Origin of the sequence: Pseudomonas sp. NFACC10-1 (assembly GCF_900119195.1) — a bacterium.
Lineage (GTDB): Bacteria > Pseudomonadota > Gammaproteobacteria > Pseudomonadales > Pseudomonadaceae > Aquipseudomonas > Aquipseudomonas cerasi.
This window is the reverse complement of the sequence record NZ_FPJB01000004.1, coordinates 552803-570793: the sequence shown is the minus strand read 5'-3', so window position 1 is coordinate 570793 and position 17991 is coordinate 552803. Positions and strand designations below refer to the sequence as shown.

At 60.7% G+C, this 17991-nt stretch carries 17 protein-coding genes; 14 read left to right on the top strand and 3 right to left on the bottom strand.

All coding sequences use genetic code 11. The features are described from left to right. Nucleotides 1–107: 107 nt before the first annotated feature. On the bottom strand, nucleotides 108–1691 hold the full coding sequence (locus tag BT119_RS14785; protein ID WP_003371818.1) for an aldehyde dehydrogenase (NADP(+)): 1584 nt from the start codon (nucleotides 1689–1691) through the stop codon (nucleotides 108–110). 262 nt (nucleotides 1692–1953) lie between these two features. Next, nucleotides 1954–2844 (bottom strand): LysR family transcriptional regulator, encoded by an 891-nt coding sequence (locus BT119_RS14780; RefSeq protein ID WP_003435988.1) that lies wholly within the window; start codon nucleotides 2842–2844, stop codon nucleotides 1954–1956. Nucleotides 2845–2947: 103 nt separating this feature from the next. Between BT119_RS14780 and BT119_RS14775 the strand changes: the two genes are divergently transcribed. Both BT119_RS14775 and BT119_RS14770 read left to right on the top strand, forming a co-directional pair. Continuing rightward, nucleotides 2948–3487: a GNAT family N-acetyltransferase gene (locus BT119_RS14775; protein WP_044308807.1), complete on the top strand. Its 540-nt coding sequence runs from the start codon at nucleotides 2948–2950 to the stop codon at nucleotides 3485–3487. Nucleotides 3488–3600: 113 nt separating this feature from the next. Further along, nucleotides 3601–4245 carry a TetR/AcrR family transcriptional regulator gene (locus BT119_RS14770; protein ID WP_046719247.1) on the top strand — a complete coding sequence of 215 codons (645 nt, stop codon included), beginning with the start codon at nucleotides 3601–3603 and terminating at the stop codon, nucleotides 4243–4245. Between the two features lie 38 nt (nucleotides 4246–4283). Here the strand turns inward: BT119_RS14770 and BT119_RS14765 are convergent, their stop codons facing one another. Next, on the bottom strand, nucleotides 4284–7025 hold the full coding sequence (locus BT119_RS14765; protein WP_042931063.1) for a beta-glucosidase: 2742 nt from the start codon (nucleotides 7023–7025) through the stop codon (nucleotides 4284–4286). A 496-nt stretch (nucleotides 7026–7521) separates the two neighbouring features. Between BT119_RS14765 and BT119_RS14760 the strand changes: the two genes are divergently transcribed. The 12 genes from BT119_RS14760 (at nucleotide 7522) to gspD (ending at nucleotide 17918) form a co-directional block, all read left to right on the top strand. Further along, a complete protein-coding gene (locus BT119_RS14760) occupies nucleotides 7522–7749 on the top strand; it encodes a hypothetical protein (RefSeq protein ID WP_003435985.1) in 228 nt (75 codons plus the stop codon). Nucleotides 7750–7832: 83 nt separating this feature from the next. Then, entirely contained in the window at nucleotides 7833–9557 is a 1725-nt protein-coding gene (gspE, locus tag BT119_RS14755) for a type II secretion system ATPase GspE (protein WP_046719248.1), read from the top strand. After that, complete coding sequence (gene gspF / locus BT119_RS14750; RefSeq protein ID WP_003371834.1) at nucleotides 9554–10756, top strand: type II secretion system inner membrane protein GspF; 1203 nt, start codon at nucleotides 9554–9556, stop codon at nucleotides 10754–10756. The genes gspE and gspF overlap by 4 nt, the downstream gene beginning before the upstream one ends. A 25-nt stretch (nucleotides 10757–10781) precedes the next feature. Further along, complete coding sequence (gspG, locus tag BT119_RS14745) at nucleotides 10782–11213, top strand: type II secretion system major pseudopilin GspG (protein WP_003317918.1); 432 nt, start codon at nucleotides 10782–10784, stop codon at nucleotides 11211–11213. 8 nt (nucleotides 11214–11221) lie between these two features. Beyond that, nucleotides 11222–11656, top strand: coding sequence for a prepilin-type N-terminal cleavage/methylation domain-containing protein (locus BT119_RS14740; RefSeq protein WP_072366198.1), 435 nt, complete (start codon nucleotides 11222–11224; stop codon nucleotides 11654–11656). After that, nucleotides 11656–12027 carry a type II secretion system protein gene (locus tag BT119_RS14735; protein WP_003343408.1) on the top strand — a complete coding sequence of 124 codons (372 nt, stop codon included), beginning with the start codon at nucleotides 11656–11658 and terminating at the stop codon, nucleotides 12025–12027. Before BT119_RS14740 ends, BT119_RS14735 begins: the two co-directional genes overlap by 1 nt. Then, complete coding sequence (locus BT119_RS14730; protein ID WP_072366195.1) at nucleotides 12024–12656, top strand: prepilin-type N-terminal cleavage/methylation domain-containing protein; 633 nt, start codon at nucleotides 12024–12026, stop codon at nucleotides 12654–12656. Before BT119_RS14735 ends, BT119_RS14730 begins: the two co-directional genes overlap by 4 nt. Beyond that, nucleotides 12653–13387 (top strand): general secretion pathway protein GspK, encoded by a 735-nt coding sequence (locus tag BT119_RS14725; RefSeq protein WP_003435982.1) that lies wholly within the window; start codon nucleotides 12653–12655, stop codon nucleotides 13385–13387. Before BT119_RS14730 ends, BT119_RS14725 begins: the two co-directional genes overlap by 4 nt. Next, nucleotides 13384–14478 carry a type II secretion system protein GspL gene (locus tag BT119_RS14720; protein WP_054081078.1) on the top strand — a complete coding sequence of 365 codons (1095 nt, stop codon included), beginning with the start codon at nucleotides 13384–13386 and terminating at the stop codon, nucleotides 14476–14478. Before BT119_RS14725 ends, BT119_RS14720 begins: the two co-directional genes overlap by 4 nt. After that, nucleotides 14453–15064: a type II secretion system protein GspM gene (gspM, locus tag BT119_RS14715; protein WP_003435978.1), complete on the top strand. Its 612-nt coding sequence runs from the start codon at nucleotides 14453–14455 to the stop codon at nucleotides 15062–15064. Before BT119_RS14720 ends, gspM begins: the two co-directional genes overlap by 26 nt. Continuing rightward, nucleotides 15061–15591: a general secretion pathway protein GspN gene (locus BT119_RS14710; protein WP_003371856.1), complete on the top strand. Its 531-nt coding sequence runs from the start codon at nucleotides 15061–15063 to the stop codon at nucleotides 15589–15591. The genes gspM and BT119_RS14710 overlap by 4 nt, the downstream gene beginning before the upstream one ends. Next, complete coding sequence (gene gspD / locus BT119_RS14705; RefSeq protein WP_072366192.1) at nucleotides 15591–17918, top strand: type II secretion system secretin GspD; 2328 nt, start codon at nucleotides 15591–15593, stop codon at nucleotides 17916–17918. The genes BT119_RS14710 and gspD overlap by 1 nt, the downstream gene beginning before the upstream one ends. Nucleotides 17919–17991: the final 73 nt, after the last annotated feature.

The following is a 17991-nucleotide window of genomic DNA, read 5'->3' as shown; positions in this document are numbered from 1 at the left end:
ACCGGTCCGCTGTAAGCGAATTCGGGCACAAAAAAGAAATATTTTCCAAAAAAAAGCGCGACCCTGATCAGGTCGCGCTGCTTTGCTGCGGGTTCAACCGACGGCTATCAAGCGACAGGCTGATCGCTCCATTCGCCATTGACCAGACGACGCAGGCCCAGCGGGTTGGCGTTCTGCAACGCGGGTGGCAACTGGCTGTCCGCCAGGTTCTGATAGCAGACCGGGCGCAGGAAACGGTCGATGGCGAGGGTGCCCACCGAAGTACCGCGCGCGTCCGAAGTTGCCGGATACGGACCGCCGTGAACCATGGCTTCACAGACCTCGACACCGGTCGGGTAGCCGTTGAACAGAATGCGCCCGACTTTCTCTTCGAGAATCGGTTGCAGCCAGCTGTACTGGCTCAAGTCCGCAGGCTCGCCGATCACCGTCGCAGTCAGCTGACCACGCAAGGCTTGCAGCGCGTCCTTCAACTGCGCATCGTCAGCGACTTCGATCAGCAGCGTGGTCGGGCCGAAGACTTCCTCTTGCAATAACTGATCGCCGTCCAGCAGCAGGCTGACGTCAGCCTTGAACAACTGCGCCTGAGCCTGCTTGCCTTCCTGAGGCTTGCCGGCCAGATGTGTCACGCCAGGATGCGCCAGAAGATGTTCCACACCCTTGCTATAGCTGCGCAGGCCACCCGCGTTGAGCATGGTCTGCGGAGCCTGACTGCCCATCTGTTCGGTCAGTTGCTCGATGAATGTCGAGAACGCCGGAGAACGCAAGCCGATGACCACGCCGGGATTGGTGCAGAACTGGCCGGCACCCATGACCACCGAGCCGGCAAGCTCCTTGGCCACGGTTTCACCACGTGCCTGCAAGGCGCCTGGCAGCAGCACGACCGGGTTGATACTGGACATTTCGGCAAACACCGGAATGGGTTGTGGACGCTCGGCGGCCATTTTGCACAGGGCGTTACCGCCGTTCAGCGAGCCGGTGAAACCGACCGCCTGGATGGCCGGGTGCTTGACCAGACCTTCGCCGACGCCGTTGCCGAAGATCATGTTGAACACGCCTTTCGGCATCTGCGTACGCTCGGCAGCGCGAATGATGGCGCTGGCCACCAGATCGGCAGTCGCCATGTGACCGCTGTGCGCCTTGAACACCACCGGGCAACCGGCGGCCAGTGCCGCTGCGGTATCACCGCCCGCAGTGGAAAACGCCAGCGGGAAGTTGCTCGCCCCGAACACGGCAACCGGGCCCACGCCGATGCGGTACTGGCGCAGGTCGACGCGTGGCAGCGGCTTGCGATCCGGCAGCGCCAGGTCGATACGGGCACCGACGAAATCACCGCGACGCAGAACCTTGGAAAACAGACGCATCTGGCCACTGGTGCGACCGCGCTCACCCTGAATGCGCGCCTGGGGCAGGGCGGTTTCCTGGCAGACGATGGCGACGAAGTCATCGCCCAGGCCGTCAAGCTCATCAGCAATGGCGTCGAGGAAGTCGGCGCGACGGGCCGGGCTCAGTTGACGATATTCCGGGAATGCAGCCTTGGCAGCCAGTGCCGCGGCGTCGATTTCGCCGTCGGTGGCCTGATGAAAGCTGTAAGGCAGCTCTTCACCGGTGGTGGCATCCAGGCTTTTTTGCAGGCTCTGGCCCAAAGCGCTGCGGCCGCCAGCGATGAAGTTCTGGCCGAGAATGTTAGGCATCGGTATCTCCTGTTGTTTTGAGGTTGGAGGTCGGCAGGGAAGGTATCCGGACCGGCGCTCCTTATGGGTTGCCGAGTTGCTTTACAGATTGTCAGTGATGGGGCGTCTAAAAGCAGGCCAGCCATCATTTTTTCAGTTATCAGTGGGCAGTCATCGTACAACCTGATTCGCTGCCTGTGCAACTGTCGACCTTATTTGCCAGGCCGAGTGCCTTTACCTTTTACAGTGCATGAGCGCAGTCAGGTCCTATCGTGGCGCGCGTTCATGACCTTTTAAGGTCTTGCAATGCATCCAGCACCTGACGCAGGGCCTTGCTGACCGGTTTGTCCTGGCGCAAGGCAATTCCCAATGTGCGACTCAGCGCTGTGGCCAGGGGCAGCATTTGCAAGCCGCGGCGATGGTGCAGCGCAGCAACGGCCATCCGCGGCACGATGCTGTAGCCCAGGCCTGCAGCGACCATTTCCTTGATCGCTTCGATGCTGCCCAGTTCCATGACCGGTTTTACCCGGATCCCGGCGTGCAGGAACCATTCATCGATCAGCAGGCGCGTGCTGCTGCCTGCTTCGAATACGACCAGTGGCTGTGCGCTGAGGCGCTCCGGGGTCATGTGTGCCGGCATCGGTCGCTGGCTGCTGGCGAAAATCGCCACGAACTCATCTTCGAGCAGCGGTGTGATGTGCAGGCTGCGGCCGGAGGCGGGTAGGGTGACCAGTGCCAGGTCCAGAAGGTTTTCTTCGACCGCCTTGAGGATGCCGTCGGTGTTGCCGGTGCTGACGCGCACATCCAGTTCGGGGAAGCGCCGACGCAGCGCCTGCAACATGGGCGGCAGCAGATGGATGCAGGCTGTTGCGCCGGTGCCGATGGCGACTTTCCCGGCAATGCCGCTGGCATGGCTGGACAACTCCTGCAGGGCGTCTTCGACCACGGCATCGATGCGCGCGATATGCTCCAGCAGTACATTGCCAGCGGAGGTGGGTTTGAGGCGTTTGCCGACCCGTTCGATCAGTTGCAGCTTCAGTTGTTCTTCCAGCTGTCGCACGTGCAGGCTGACGGCTGGCTGGGTCAGGTGCAAACGCTCTGCCGCCGCGGAAAAACTGCCATGGGCGATGACCAGCGAAAACGTGTGCAGGTGATTGAGGTTCAGCCGACGCATGACAAAGTATTTCTTATACTGTGGATGACAAATCATAGCTTTTTTAATGCTGTGACGGGCTGCATCATTACGGCCTTCACAGACATTCGTACAGAGCCTGGACATGACTTCAACCTTTGACCTGCGTGACGCCCGCGACGATGACATGCCCGCCGTGCAGGCGATTTACGCTGACCATGTGCTGCACGGGATTTCCAGCTTCGAGCTGGAGCCGCCCGATCTGGCCGAATTGCTGCAGCGTCGTCGCATGGTCCTCGCCAAAGGCTTGCCGTATCTGGTCGCCGAGCGCGCCGGAGAAATTGTCGGCTATGGCTATGTCACGCCGTATCGACCTCGCCCAGGCTACCGCTTTACCGTGGAGGATTCGGTGTACGTGCGCGACGGACTCGGCGGTCAGGGGATCGGCCAGGCGCTGTTGAGCGCCCTGGTGCAGCACTGTGAAGCGGGCGGCTGGCGGCAGATGATTGCGGTTATCGGCAATAGCCAGAATATCGCTTCGTTGCGCCTGCATGAGCGTCTTGGCTTTCGCCGGGTCGGCGTGTTCGAATCGGTCGGTTTCAAGCATGGCCGCTGGGTAGACACGGTACTGATGCAGCGCATGCTGGGCGAGGGCTGGGCCAGTGTTCCAGTGGAGCGCACCTGACCCTGCCATGGCTCTGCTGTACAAAATTAAATTGTCGAACAATCTGGCTCAATAGCGTTGCCAGCGCTTGCCTGAATCGTTAGGGTACGCGGCTGTTCAAGAAGGAGCCTGATATGACTCGGCATGACCCCACGGAAAAGGGCACGGCAGTCACTCGACAGCGACGCGCGCCAAAGGGCGAGAAGCGCCGGGAAGAACTGCTCGATGCGGCCCTGCAAGTGTTTTCCCTTGAAGGCTACACCGGCGCTTCAGTGGCCAAGGTGGCAGCCATCGTCGGTATTTCCGTCGCCGGACTGCTGCACCATTTTCCGAGCAAGATCTCGCTGCTGATGGGCGTGCTGGAGCGACGCGATGAGGTCAACGGCCGAATTGCTGCTGAAGTCCGCACCGATAACACCCTGACCGGTCTGCTCGGCGGCTTGCGCGCGATCAACCGCTCCAACGCTACGGCGCCCGGCGTGGTACGTGCGTTTTCGATCCTCAATGCGGAAAGTCTGCTGGAAAACCAGCCTGCCTTTGAATGGTTCCAGACGCGCTACAAGCGCATTCACGCGCACTTGCTGGGACAGTTTTCGGCCTTGGTGGAACGCGGGGAGGTACGTGCGGATGTGGATCTGGACAAGATCATCCGGCAGATTCTGGCGATGATGGATGGTTTGCAGATTCAGTGGTTACGCTTTCCCGATCAGGTGGACCTGGTCGAGTGTTTCGATACCTACATTGCGCAGGTCGATGCAGCGGTAAGGGCTCGTCCCTGAGCCTTTATTTGTCCGTTTACCCTTCAGTCAGCTAACGCTTACTCGACGGTCTGCTTGAATACACCGCCGGTCTTGACCGGTGGTTTCTCGACCAGAACCGAGTTCAGAGCGGAGCGTGGCAGCGGGTTGCTGGTGGTGGTCGACAGTTCCTGACGGAACGAGTTGACCAGCTTGGCGTTCAGGCGGATGTCCTGCGACGACGAACCGAGCGAGATGTTGAAGGTGTCGGCATCGACCACCCACTGCTTGCTCTTCTCGTCAAAGTAGGCCAGCGAGCGGTCATTCAACTCGATGGTCACACGCTTGCTTTCACCCGGCTTGAGGAACACCTTCTTGTAGCCTTTGAGTTCCTTGATCGGACGCTCGACTTTCGGGTTCTGCTGGCCAACGTACAGCTGAGCGACTTCCGAACCACCGACCTTGCCGGTGTTGCTCAGGTCGAAGGACACCTTGATCGGCGTATTGCCGACCGCGACACCTGGCGTGACCTTGATGTTGCTGTAGCCGAACGTGGTGTACGACAGACCGTAGCCGAACGGGTAGAGCGGCTTGATGCCTTTCTTCTCGTATCCGCGATAACCCAGCAGCAGGTCATCCTTGTAATCCATTTCGGTCAGAGTGTTCTGATTGTCGAATTTCGGGAAGGAAGCGTAAGCCGGGTTGTCTTCGATGTTGCGTTCGATACTGATCGGCAGCTTGCCCGACGGGTTGACCTTGCCGAACAGGATCTCGGCCAGGGCCTGACCACCGTTCTGACCTGGGTAGAAAGCGTGCAGCGCTGCTGGAACCTGTTCGATCCAGTCGCTCATCTTCAGACCCGTACCGCCATACATGGTCACCACGGTATTGGGGTTGACCTTGGCGATGTTCTGGATCAGCTCGTTCTGGAACTCAGGCAGATCGAAGCTGTGGTCGAAACCTTCACCTTCGTATTCGTTGCTGTTACCCACGGCAACCACGACGGCGTCATAACCGGACAGGTCCTGAGGAGCGTTCAGCGAAGCGGAGCTCAACTGCACACCTACCAGGCCGCCCATGGTCGACAGGTAGCCGGCACGACGCGAGTACTCGAGCTTCACGTCGTAAGACTTGCCTGCTTCCAGATTGATCTTGGCGAACTCTGGAATGGTTGGCGGAATGCTGTTGCCCGGAAGCGGCTTGCCGTCACCGTTGTCGATGATTTTCTTGCCGTTGACCCACAGACGCACGGCGCCGTCGGCACGCACCTTGAACACCTGCTCGCCGCTCTGGGTCGGGGTGACCTTGCCGGTGTAGCGAATCGATGTCGACGATGTATCGCCGTTCAGTTCGCCAGCAGTCGAACCTTTGCTGGTGTACGGATCGGACGTCGACGTGTTGCTTTCGAACGGCAGGTTTTTGTCGTTGGCCCAGTCCAGGTCAACATGCTTCTCGGTACGGGTGACCGCTGCATCACCAGACCAGTTGGTGTTGCTGAAGTACTCGACCTTCATGCCCTGAACTTCATTGCCCGTTGCGTCGGTGGTGGTCCAGGCACTGGTGCTTGGGTCCAGCGACAGGCCTTCGATGAAGTCGACCTTGGCGTTAGGCGCGATTTGTTGCAGGCCGCTCAATTCGCTGACGTAATGGCTGGCCATAACGTTGGCGCTGCCGAAACCGGTCGGTGGCGAGTACTTGGCCAGGGTGCCGACTACGGCGATTTTCTTGACTTTCTGCTTGTCCAGCGGCAGCAGATTGTCCTGGTTTTTCAGCAGGACGATACCTTCACGCGCAGCGTTCAGAGCAACCTTGTTGCTGGTCGAGCTGTTCATGTTGTGCGTGGTCAGCGGCGTCTTGCTGTCGAACTTGTACAGGTAGATCTGCTTGAGGATGCGGCGGACCTTGTCGTCGATGGTCGCAGCGCTCAGGTCGCCGGCGTCCAGATGCGGCTTCAGCACGGAGCTGTTCATCTGGTAGCCCATCATGTCCAGATCGGTACCGGCGCGGGCAGCGTTGAAACCGTGAACGACAGCGTTGTAGTCGCTCTGTACGAAGCCTTTGAAGCCCCATTCCTTCTTCAGGATCTGGGCGATCAGGTGGTCGCTTTCGCAGGCGAAATCACCGTTCACCTTCTGGAAGGCACACATCATCATCGCCACATTGCCGTTTTTCGACGACGATTCGAACGCAGGCAGCGACATTTCGCGCAGAACGCGCTCTGGCATTGTCTGGTTCAGATTGAAGCGGTTGCTTTCCTGATCGTTGGCCGCGTAGTGCTTGGCGTTGGCCCATACACCACGAGACTGGATACCGTTGATGACGCCTGGTGCCAGGCTGGCGCCGAGGAACGGGTCTTCACCGGAGAGGTATTCGAACGCACGGCCGCCGTACGGCATGCGATACAAATTGACGCCGGGACCAGTGATGAACTGGTAGCCGCCGACGGCAGTGTCATAACCCAGCGCGCGGCCGAGGTCGATGGCACGACGCGGGTTGAAGGTGGCGGCCAGGTTAGGACCGGACGGGTAAACAACACCCTGATCGTTACCTTCGCTGGTGTAGCGCACGCCGACACCGCCGTCAGCGCCGTGGATCTGCGGAATGCCGTAGTTGGTCAGCGGCTTGACGTCCCAGCCGCCGGTGCCGCCGATGTAGGCCAGCTTTTCTTCCATGGTCATTTTGGCCAGGGTTTTCTGTGCGGCTTTTTCGGCGCGATCTTCACGCCCTTGTTGCACGGTAGGGTCAGCGGCGTGCACCTGGGATACTGCCAATGCCAGCAAGGCCAGCGCCGAGTGCGCGCCTATCATCTTTCGCTTGTTCATATTGCTCTCCAACTGCGTTTCAAATAACTGTCTGCCTGCGCACGTGCGCAGGATCATTGCGTTCTTATTTACCGCTTTCCGCCAACTTTTTCTTTCGGCAACAGTTTCCCGTCGTCGCGTTTATTCCCTGTTGTCAGGGCGCGAGTTAGGACTCCTTAGTTGCCGTATTAGTTTTGTTTGGCGTTTCTTTTTTTACTTGTGGTGCGCCACTAAAGTGACATCACGCAGTGGCGTTTTGAATCTACAAAACGGTACAATTAAGTCTAAAACAAGGCATAAATGTCAAATAAAAGCGTATTTTTCTTCGATTTCGTATTTTTTCTTTACAAATGAGGAACTCTTGTTAAACCTACTGGTCGATGGGTTTAAGATTTTTCAGGACGAAGAAAGACAGCTCGCAAGTTGCGACGTTTGCTGTGCGCTAGTTCTTGCCCGGTTTCTACAACTGCCCCGCTTTTTTTGCGGGGCTCTTTTTGTTTTTCGAGGAGTTAATACGATGAAGTTTTCCATGATGAGTGCCGGTGTGGTGTTGGGTCTTGCCCTGAGTGGTGCGGTCTTTGCTGACGACGCGACAGACGCAGACGCGACTTCCGGTGCCAGCGACGAGACCGTGATGACCCAGACCCAGGACGCCAAGGCAGCGCAGAAGGCGCAAAACCAGAAGACCGAAACGACAAAAGGTGGTCGCCCGCAGAACGCAACCACTCAAAAGCAGTCAAACTGATCGTTTGAAGCCTTTGAGCGCAGCACTCTCCAGTCGGAGAGTGCTGTAATATGTCCCTCCGAAGTAGCAAAATGCCCTCATTCATGCCGTCAGCTCCCGTCGATGTTTCCAGTCTGCTCATTCCGGATGCCCAGCAGGTCTGTGCCTGGCTGATAGAAAATGCTGGTCTGAAAACGGCCGATCTGGAGCGCGCGCAACGTTTGCAGCAGGAGTCGGAAGGCACTGAGTTGCTCGGGCTGCTGACGCGTCTGGGCCTGGTTTCCGAATTCGAACTGGCCCGCGCATGGGCGGCATTGCTGCAGGCGCCGTTGTTGCTCGCCGATGCCGTGCCGCCACTGTTGGATCCTCTGCCGCCGCTGACCGAACGCTTCATGCGCCACTATCAAGTCGTGCCAGTAGGCTGGAGCGATCAAGGCCTGCAAGTGCTCAGTGCCAACCCTGGCACGCTGTACCCGTTTCAGGCCATCGCCTATGCCTGCGAGGTGCCCGTGCGACTTTCCATCGGCCCGCGCAACGAGGTCGAGACCCTTATCGAACGCTACTACGGCCAGGGCCGCTCGGCGATGGGCACCTTGATCGAAAACCTGGATGAAGAGGGCGGCTCGCTGGAAGACATTGAGCACCTCAAGGACCTGGCTTCCGAAGCGCCGGTCATTCGTCTGGTCAATCTGATCTTGCAACGCGCGGTCGAACAGCGTGCGTCCGACATCCATATCGAGCCCTTCGAGAGCCAGTTGAAGGTGCGCTATCGCATCGACGGTGTCTTGCACGAAGCCGAAGCACCGCCGTCCAGTTCTTCGGCCGCGGTGATTTCCCGGGTGAAGATCATGGCGCGGCTGGACATCGCCGAGCGTCGTCTGCCGCAGGATGGCCGGATCATGCTGCGTATCCAGGGCAAGGAGCTGGACCTGCGGGTATCGACAGTGCCCACCAGCTTTGGCGAATCGGTGGTCATGCGTCTGCTGGACCGGCAGACCATCAACTTCGATTTCCCGAGCCTGGGTTTCGATGGCGAACGGCTGGACGAATTTCTCGACGTGCTGGAGCGTCCGCACGGCATTCTGCTGGTCACCGGGCCGACCGGTTCTGGCAAGACCACCACGCTGTACACCGCGCTGTCACGGCTCAATACGGCCGAGCGCAAGATCATCACCGTTGAGGATCCGGTCGAGTATCAGCTCGAAGGTATCAACCAGATTCAGGTCAAGCCATCCATCGGGCTGGATTTCGCCGGAGCGCTGCGCTCCATTGTGCGTCAGGACCCGGATGTCATCATGATCGGTGAGATGCGCGACCTGGAAACCTGCCGTATTGCCATCCAGTCCTCACTGACCGGTCACCTGGTGCTCTCGACCCTGCACACCAACAGCGCGGCGGCGAGTATTACCCGCCTGCTGGACATGGGCGTCGAAAGCTACCTGATCGCGTCGACGGTCAACGGGATTCTGGCTCAGCGCCTGGTCCGTCGCCTCGATCCTGCAACCCGGGAAGCCTTTGATGCGCCACCGGAGTTGATCGCTGAACACGGGCTGGAGCGCTTCACTGACGAGCGCCCCATCCGTCTGTATCGCCCGCGTGCCGATGCGCCCGGCGGTGGCTATCGCGGGCGCAGTGCAATCACTGAACTGCTGGTGATGAACGAAGAACTGCGCAGTCTTTTGATGCGCCATGCCGACGCTTCGACGCTCGAAGAGGCTGCCCGACGTGGCGGCTTGCGCACATTGCATGAAGAAGGTCTGCGTCAGGCCGTGGCCGGGGTGACTTCGCTGGAAGAAGTGCTGCGCGTCACCCGTGGTGAAGGCACATGAGTCTGTTCAAGTACCGAGCGCTGGATGCTCAGGGCGCGCCGCAGAATGGCACTCTGGAAGCCCGCGATCAGGATGCCGCCATTGCCGCGTTGCAGAAGCGTGGCCTGATGGTCTTGCAGGTCGATGCCGCCGGTATGGGCGGTTTGCGCCGTGCGCTGGGCAGCGGCTTGCTCAATGGCGCGGCGCTGGTCAGCTTCACCCAGCAGCTCGCAACGCTGCTCGGCGCGGGGCAGCCGTTGGAACGATCGCTTGGAATTTTGCTCAAACAGCCTGGACAACCGCAGACCAAGGCGTTGATCGAGCGCATTCGCGAACAGGTCAAGGCTGGCAAGCCGCTGTCCGTGGCGCTTGAGGAAGAGGGTAGCCAGTTTTCGCCCCTCTATATAAGCATGGTTCGCGCCGGTGAAGCCGGTGGCGCACTGGAAAGCACGCTGCGCCAGTTGAGCGATTACCTGGAGCGTAGCCAGTTGCTGCGTGGCGAAGTGATTAACGCGCTGATCTATCCGGCCTTTCTGGTGGTAGGCGTATTGGGTTCTCTGGCCCTGTTGCTGGCCTATGTCGTGCCGCAATTCGTACCGATCTTCAAGGATCTGGGCGTGCCGATTCCATTGATCACCGAGGTCATTCTCAACCTCGGACAGTTTTTGAGCGACTACGGGCTGGCTGTGCTGGCGGGCCTGATCGCATTGATCTGGGGCATGGCCATTCGCATGCGCGACCCGCAGCGTCGCGAGCGCCGTGACCGCCGATTGCTGGGCATTCGGGTGATCGGTCCTTTATTGCAACGCATCGAGGCAGCACGCCTGACTCGAACCCTCGGTACGCTTTTGACCAATGGCGTGGCGTTGTTGCAGGCGCTGGTGATCGCTCGCCAGGTCTGCACCAATCGTGCCCTGCAAGCGCAGGTCGAGCAGGCGGCCGAATCGGTCAAGGGTGGCGGCACGCTGGCCAGCGCGTTTGGCGCGCAGCCGTTGTTGCCGGATCTGGCGCTGCAAATGATCGAGGTCGGCGAACAGGCGGGCGAACTGGACACCATGCTGATGAAGGTCGCCGATGTGTTCGACGTCGAGGCCAAGCGCGGTATCGACCGCATGCTGGCCGCGCTCGTCCCGGCGCTGACGGTGGTGATGGCGGGCATGGTCGCGGTGATCATGCTGGCCATCATGCTGCCGCTGATGAGTCTGACCAGCAATATCTGAATTCATGAAAGAGGAAACCATTCCGATGACTTTTAGCCGTACACGTTTCAAACCCGCACGTCGACAGGGCGGTTTCACGTTGCTGGAAATGCTCGCCGTTATCGTATTGCTGGGCATCGTTGCGACCATCGTCGTACGTCAGGTGGGCGGCAACGTCGACAAGGGCAAATACGGCGCAGGCAAGGCTCAGTTGGCCAGCCTGGGCATGAAGATCGAAAGCTACGCGCTGGACGTTGGTTCGCCGCCCAAAACCTTGCAGCAATTGACTGAGAAACCGGGCAATGCGTCGAACTGGAACGGCCCTTATGCCAAGCCTTCGGACCTCAAGGACCCGTTCGGTCATGCATTCGGCTACCGCTTCCCGGGCCAGCACGGCAGCTTCGACCTGATCTTCTACGGCCAGGACGGTCAGCCGGGCGGCGAAGGCTACAGCGCCGACCTGGGCAACTGGGAGTAAAGCTCGGCATGAGAACGCCTGTCGCAAGCCGGGGTTTTACCCTCATGGAAATGCTGGTGGTGCTGGTGTTGATGAGCATCGCTGTCGGTCTGGTGGGTTTCGGTCTGCAACAGGGTTTGAGTACCGCCAGTGAACGGCGCGCGGTCGGTGACATGGTCGAAGCGCTGCGGGCAACCAGAGTGCGTGCAATTGTGACCGGTCAGCCGGCGCGCACCGAGTTCAACCTGCGCAAGGCGACCTTCAAGGCGCCGGGCAAGCGCGAGATGCACTGGCCGGAAAACCTGCGCGTGACCATGCAGACTGCGTCCGATCTTGGCTCCGCCGTGGAGTTCTATCCGGACGGCGGCTCCAGCGGTGGCAACGTGGTGGTCGCTGACGGCGACCGGCGCTGGCGTATTGATATTGGCTGGCTGACCGGCAGCGTCCAGGTCCGGACGCTTTAATGAAAACATCGCAGTCGGGGTTCACCCTGCTGGAAATGCTTGCTGCACTGACCGTCATGGCGGTGTGCAGCGGTGTTCTGCTGGTGGCGTTCGGGCAAAGCGCGCGCTCCTTGCAGCAGGTGTCGCGCAGTGACCGGCTGAGCCATGCGGCACGCACGATAATGGATCAGGAAAGCGCCGGTCCGCTGGAAAACGGTACGCGAAAGGGCGAACTCGCAGGCATCGACTGGACACTGGATATCCGTCAGTTGCCGGGCGCCAATGGTCAGGCGAGGATGTTTCGCCTCGACCTGATGCTCAGTGAACATCAGCGCAAGGCGCAGTTCAGCACGTTTAAATTACGCGGCGCTGTCAGCGGTGCGGGGTCATGATGCGTACCCAGCGTGGCTTCACGCTGCTGGAAGTGCTGCTGGTGATAAGCCTGCTCGGCGTGTTGCTGGTACTGGTTGCCGGGGCGTTGCTGGGCGCCAATCGTGCCGTGCTCAAGGCTGAGCGCTACACCGTTAACCTGGACGAGATCCGCGCCGCGCAAGCGTTTCTGCGTAGCTCGATCGCTCAGGCGCTGCCGTTGGACACGTCTGGTGAAGATGACGTCAACAGCGGTTTTTTTGAAGGCTCGGCGCAGCAGTTGCGGTTTGTCGCAACGCTGCCGGGCGAGCTAGGCGGCGGTATCCAGGTTCACAGTCTGGAGCTCAAGGGGCAGCAAGACCATCGGTCTTTGCAAGTGTCGTTCGCTCAGGTTCTGTCCAGTGCGAATGGCATTGCCCTCAAACCCTGGGGTGAGCCTCAGGTATTGCTGCAAAACGTCGAGTCGTTGACGTTCAGTTATCGCGGGCTGACGCCCAAGGGCAAGCCGACCGGCTGGATGGCCGAATGGCCCTGGCCGAATCGCTTGCCGGGCGCGGTGCGCATCGATATGCAGACCCATGGCGCGGTGAAATGGGTCTCTGAAGTGGTGGCCTTGCGTCTGGACCTGTCCGGCGGGGCGGGCGGCGAATGAATGTGACCGGCCAATCGCAGCGCGGTGTTGCGCTGCTGGTGGTGCTCTGGGTGCTGGCACTGCTGAGCCTGTTGCTCGGCGGGCTGGCCGGGTGGGTGCAATTGGAGAGCCGGCAGTCGCTCTGGTTACGGCAAAATACCCAGGCGCTGATGGCTGCCGAAGCTGGCATGAATATGGCTGTACAGGGCTTGCTCGATCCTGAACAGCGCAAACGCTGGATTGCCGACGGGCGTGTGGTCTCGTTACGGATGGATGACACGCAACTGTTGGTGAGCATCAGAAGCGAGCGGGGCAAGCTGGACCTCAACAGCGCACCGGTTGCTGATATATCGCGTCTGCTGCAGGCCTGTGGCGCGGCTAAGAATCAGGCCAGCGGTATCGCCCAGGTGCTGGAGTCGCAGCGCAATGGCGGTCAGTCACCGTTGCGGGTGGTAGAGGAAGTTCGCCAACTGCCGGGCATGAGCCAGGCGCTGTATGCCCGGTTGCTACCGGAAATAACATTATGGAGCGGTCTGGATCGGCCCGACCCGGCATTCGCTTCGGCGTTGCTGCGCCGGGCCTTGAACCTGCCGAACCAGAGCGCGGTCGGGGCCGATCCCGGTGAGGTACTGGCCATCGACACGCGCGCAGAACGACCGGGCGGTGTGACCGCCCTGTTACAGACCACTGTTTTATTGAGCCCATCGGAGGGAGGCGCACAGCCCTACAGGGTGTTGCGTTGGCAAGAATGAATTCATCAGTTTCTGCACGTCTGGCGCCTGTTTATGCGTTACGCGAACAGGTCGCCCGGCAGTGGCGTGGCAGTCCGGCGCAACACGCCTGGCAGTGGTGGGTGACGGAGCTTCGCGCCTGCCTGCCGCCGCGTGTGCGTCGATGGCTGGGCCGCGAGACCGTGGAGCAGACGCTTGTCTGGCCGTTGGTCGAGCCGCTGCCCGATGCATCGCCTCAGGTGCGGCGGGTGTTGCTGCTGCCGCCGTCGGCTGTGCTGTTGCAGACCTTGCAGCTTCCTGCGGCTGCGGCACGCAATCTGTCGACTGTGGTCGGCTACGAGCTTGACCGTTTCACGCCATTTGACGCTGGGCAGTTGTACTTCGTGGCCCGTCAGGACAGTCGCAGCGCCAGCTTTGTGCAGGTCACGCTGGTGGCAATACTGCGCGAGCGGCTGGACGCGATACTCCGTGAGTGCGCCGAGCGTGGGTTGCGTCCCGATGCTGTCGATGTGGGCACTGATGTGTGCGCTGACAACCTGACTACAGGGCAGCGCATGGGTGTCGATCTGCTGCCGATGCCGTTGCGCCCGCAACAGTCGCGCTCCGGCCATCGCTTGCAGCGCGGGCTGATCTGGCTATGTGCCGGCCTGCTGCTGAGCGCCATGTTGCTGTGGCTGAACGACCGCCAGAGCCTGCTCGATGACATGCAGGCCAGCGTCAAGGCGCAGAAGGCTCAGGTTGGCGAGGTCCAACAACTGCGCCAGCAATTGACCAACACTCTGGGCGCTGCCAACTACCTGTTGCGCCGCAAGGCTGCTCAACCGCCGCTTTCGGCGCTGCTCAGCGAGCTGACCGCCTGCCTGCCTTCGGACACCTGGATCGAGCACCTGGAAATCAGCGACAGTGCCGAGGTGGCCTTTTCAGGGCAGAGCGCCAAGGCCAGTGCGCTGATCGGCCGCGTCAAGGACTGCCGAAGTCTGGATAATGCGCAGTTTCAGGGGGTGATCCAGCCCGACACCAAAACCGGCAAGGATCAGTATTCCCTGCGCGCGCATTTGCACCAGAACCAGCAGCAGGAGAACGCCGATGCGCCGTCCACTGACAAGCCGTGAGCGGCGGGGCGCTGCCCTGATGATTCTGGCTCTGGTGTTGTGCCTGGCTTACTGGTTGCTGATAGACAGCTGGTTCGCCGGTCCACTGCGTGACATCAACGAACAGACCGACCAGCTGCGCGAACAGCAGCAGCGTTACGCTGGCCTTCTGCAGCAGGGTGGCTCGTTGCGCGAGCAACTGGAGCAGGCGCGTCGTGATCCGGCCAGCAGCACCAGCCTCCTGCCGGGCGAAGATCCCAGTGCCGTGGCCGCTGATCTGATGCAACGCATTGCCGACCTGATCAGCAGCCAGGCCAGCACCGGCGGTGGCTGCGAGTTGACCCAGCGCATGCCGATCACCCCGGAGCAGGACAGCGCCGAGCCGTATCGGCAGGTCAAGGTCAGCCTGACCCTGAACTGCGCCATCGAACCATTGACTGCGATCCTGCATGCGCTGGAGTATCAGCGCCCGTTTTTGTTTATTGATGAGATGAGTATGCGTCGCGACGCCAACGCTCCGGCCAGCGGTGCTGCCGGCAAACTGGTGGTGCACCTGCTGGTGCGTGGCTACCTGCAACCGGCCAGTGCCGGTGAGGGCGAGCAATGATCGGTTCACTGCGTCCGCTGGAGTGGGCACTGCTGGCTTTCGCCGCAGTCCTGGCAGCCTTGATCGCATTGGTTGTCAGCGGCGCCGCGCACTCACCGGACTGGCTGCCCGAGCAGGCACCGCGCGACCCGGTCGATCAGAGGGCGCAGGTCCACAGCGCGCCTTCGGCGACACTCGACAGCCTCGCCAATACCTGGAAAACCCCGCTGTTCAGTCCTGATCGCAGCCCTGACGTGGCCGTTCGCAAAGCCGATGCGCAGGCCACCAATCTGGCTGGCCTGACCCTGACCGGGGTAATCATGGACGGCTCGTTGCGCGTGGCATTGCTCAAGCAGGCCAGCGGCCCGGCATTGAAAGTCCGTCAGGGCGATCGCTTGCCCAACGGCTGGACGCTGGACCGTCTGGAGCCCACCCAGGCCACGTTCAAACTCGATGACCGCTCGCAAGTCCTGCGCCTGCCCGCGCTGCGTCTGCCGCCGCCGTCGAATACACCGCCGATTACCTTAACCAACGATTCCACCCTGTGATGGGTACCTTTTCTGGAGTTCCTGCCATCGCTACCTTGCGCACACCCTTGCTTTGCCTGGCCACCGCCGTCGCCCTTGGCGGCTGCGCGTCACAGTCAGACACACTCGATCCCGACAATGGCATGCTGCAGGAAGCGCTCCAGGGAACCGGTTCACAACGCCCGCCGGTAGACCCGCGCAGCGAAAGACCGCCCGTCGAGCCACCTTCCCAGCAGGCGACCAGCTCGCCGCAGCGGCAGATCATCAAAGGCAACCAGCGTTTCATCCGGCAGCCCGGCGCAGCTCCGGCAGCGCGTCAGGCCGAGACCGGTGACATCGTCTTCAACTTCACCAACCAGCCGATTCAGGCGGTGATCAACAGCATCATGGGCGATCTGCTGCACGAGAACTACAGCATTGCCCAAGGTGTTAAAGGCGATGTGAGCTTCTCGACGTCCAAGCCGGTCAACAAACAGCAGGCGCTGTCGATTCTCGAGACACTGCTGTCCTGGACCGACAACGCGATGATCAAGCAGGGCAACCGCTATGTGATTCTGCCGTCCAATCAGGCGGTGGCGGGCAAGCTGGTCCCGGAAATGCGCGTCGCGCAACCTTCGGCAGGCATGTCGGCGCGGCTGTTTCCGCTGCGCTACATCTCGGCGACGGAAATGCAGAAGCTGCTCAAGCCGTTCGCCCGGGAAAACGCCTTCCTGCTGGTCGATCCGGCGCGCAACGTACTCAGCCTGGCGGGTACGCCGGAAGAGCTGGCCAACTATCAGGACACCATCGACACCTTCGATGTGGACTGGCTCAAAGGCATGTCGGTCGGTGTTTTCGGCCTGCAACGCGCCTCGGTCGGCGAGCTGATGCCCGAGCTGCAGAAAATGTTCGGCCCGGAAAGCGGCATGCCGCTGGCGGGCATGGTGCGTTTCCTGCCGATCGAGCGGACCAACTCGGTGGTGGCGATTTCCTCGCAGCCTGAATACCTGCACGAGGTCGGCGAGTGGATTCACACCATCGATGAAGGTGGTGGCAACGAGCCGCAGATGTACGTGTATGACGTGCGCAACATGAAGGCCACTGATCTGGCCAGATACCTGCGGCAGATCTACGGTACGGGTGCCATCAAGGAAGACGCTGCGGCCAAGGTTGCACCGGGCCTGCGCACCACCACCTTGTCATCGCTCAACTCCAGTGGCGGCAGCGGTGTCGGCGGCATGAGCAGCTCCAACGGCCTGGGCAGCACTGGCAGCGGCCTGAGCAATGGCGGAGGTTTTGGCAACAGTCAGGGCATGAACAACAGCCAGACCAATAGCGACAGCGAATCGGAAGGCGACGATCAGAGCGGCGGCGATTCGGATTCGGCCAGTCAGGACGGCAGCGGGTCTGGCGGCAACAACAAGTCTCTGGACGCCAGCACGCGCATCACTGCGCAGAAGAGCAGCAACCAGTTGCTGGTGCGCACCCGTCCGGCGCAGTGGAAGGAGATCGAGTCGGCCATCAAACGCCTCGATAATCCGCCGCTGCAAGTGCAGATCGAAACGCGCATTCTGGAAGTTCAGCTCACGGGCGAGCTGGACATGGGTGTGCAGTGGTACCTGGGGCGTCTGGCGGGCAACTCGGGTACGACCGGCAACGTGACCAACACTTCAGGCAGTCAGGGGGCGATTGGTACTGGCGGGGCTGCGCTGGCCTCCACTGACGCGTTCTTCTATTCCTTCGTAAGCAACAACCTGCAAGTCGCCTTGCGGGCGCTGGAAACCAATGGCCGCACCCAGGTTCTGTCGGCACCTTCGCTGGTGGTGATGAACAACCAGCAGGCGCAGATTCAGGTCGGCGACAACATCCCGATCAGCCAGACCTCGATCAACACCAACACCTCCACCGACACCACATTGAGCAGCGTCGAATATGTGCAGACCGGTGTGATTCTCGATGTCGTGCCACGTATCAATCCGGGCGGCCTGGTGTACATGGACATTCAGCAGCAGGTCAGCAGTGCCGACACCAATGCCAACAACAACGATGCCAACGGCAATCCGCGTATTTCCACCCGTTCGGTGGCCACGCAAGTGGCCGCGCAGAGTGGTCAGACCGTGCTGCTGGGCGGTTTGATCAAGCAGGATAACGCCGAGTCGGTCAGCGCCGTACCTTATCTGGGACGCATCCCGGGTTTGAGATGGCTGTTCGGCAACACCAGCAAGTCCAAGGACCGTACCGAACTGATCGTGCTGATCACGCCGCGAGTCATCACCAGCAGCAGCCAGGCACGTCAGGTGACGGATGATTACCGTCAGCAGATGCAGTTGATCAAGCCGGAAGTTTCGCGGACCAGCATGCAGAACTGACGCTGTGCTGGCTTCCGCCACCACGCCCACTCACGACGCTGCCCGTTGGCAGCGTCAAACAGAGGTCATGAAC

What these genes read in the sequence shown, in the direction of transcription:
- BT119_RS14785 (WP_003371818.1), bottom strand. Translation starts at nt 1,691, where the DNA reads ATGCCTAACATTCTCGGCCAGAACTTCATCGCTGGCGGCCGCAGCGCT.
- BT119_RS14765 (WP_042931063.1), bottom strand. Translation starts at nt 7,025, where the DNA reads ATGAACAAGCGAAAGATGATAGGCGCGCACTCGGCGCTGGCCTTGCTG.
- gspE (WP_046719248.1), top strand. Translation starts at nt 7,833, where the DNA reads ATGCCGTCAGCTCCCGTCGATGTTTCCAGTCTGCTCATTCCGGATGCC.
- BT119_RS14710 (WP_003371856.1), top strand. Translation starts at nt 15,061, where the DNA reads ATGATCGGTTCACTGCGTCCGCTGGAGTGGGCACTGCTGGCTTTCGCC.
- BT119_RS14740 (WP_072366198.1), top strand. Translation starts at nt 11,222, where the DNA reads ATGAGAACGCCTGTCGCAAGCCGGGGTTTTACCCTCATGGAAATGCTG.
- BT119_RS14720 (WP_054081078.1), top strand. Translation starts at nt 13,384, where the DNA reads ATGAATTCATCAGTTTCTGCACGTCTGGCGCCTGTTTATGCGTTACGC.
- gspM (WP_003435978.1), top strand. Translation starts at nt 14,453, where the DNA reads ATGCGCCGTCCACTGACAAGCCGTGAGCGGCGGGGCGCTGCCCTGATG.
- BT119_RS14735 (WP_003343408.1), top strand. Translation starts at nt 11,656, where the DNA reads ATGAAAACATCGCAGTCGGGGTTCACCCTGCTGGAAATGCTTGCTGCA.
- gspG (WP_003317918.1), top strand. Translation starts at nt 10,782, where the DNA reads ATGACTTTTAGCCGTACACGTTTCAAACCCGCACGTCGACAGGGCGGT.
- gspF (WP_003371834.1), top strand. Translation starts at nt 9,554, where the DNA reads ATGAGTCTGTTCAAGTACCGAGCGCTGGATGCTCAGGGCGCGCCGCAG.
- BT119_RS14770 (WP_046719247.1), top strand. Translation starts at nt 3,601, where the DNA reads ATGACTCGGCATGACCCCACGGAAAAGGGCACGGCAGTCACTCGACAG.
- BT119_RS14725 (WP_003435982.1), top strand. Translation starts at nt 12,653, where the DNA reads ATGAATGTGACCGGCCAATCGCAGCGCGGTGTTGCGCTGCTGGTGGTG.
- BT119_RS14780 (WP_003435988.1), bottom strand. Translation starts at nt 2,844, where the DNA reads ATGCGTCGGCTGAACCTCAATCACCTGCACACGTTTTCGCTGGTCATC.
- BT119_RS14760 (WP_003435985.1), top strand. Translation starts at nt 7,522, where the DNA reads ATGAAGTTTTCCATGATGAGTGCCGGTGTGGTGTTGGGTCTTGCCCTG.
- BT119_RS14730 (WP_072366195.1), top strand. Translation starts at nt 12,024, where the DNA reads ATGATGCGTACCCAGCGTGGCTTCACGCTGCTGGAAGTGCTGCTGGTG.
- BT119_RS14775 (WP_044308807.1), top strand. Translation starts at nt 2,948, where the DNA reads ATGACTTCAACCTTTGACCTGCGTGACGCCCGCGACGATGACATGCCC.
- gspD (WP_072366192.1), top strand. Translation starts at nt 15,591, where the DNA reads ATGGGTACCTTTTCTGGAGTTCCTGCCATCGCTACCTTGCGCACACCC.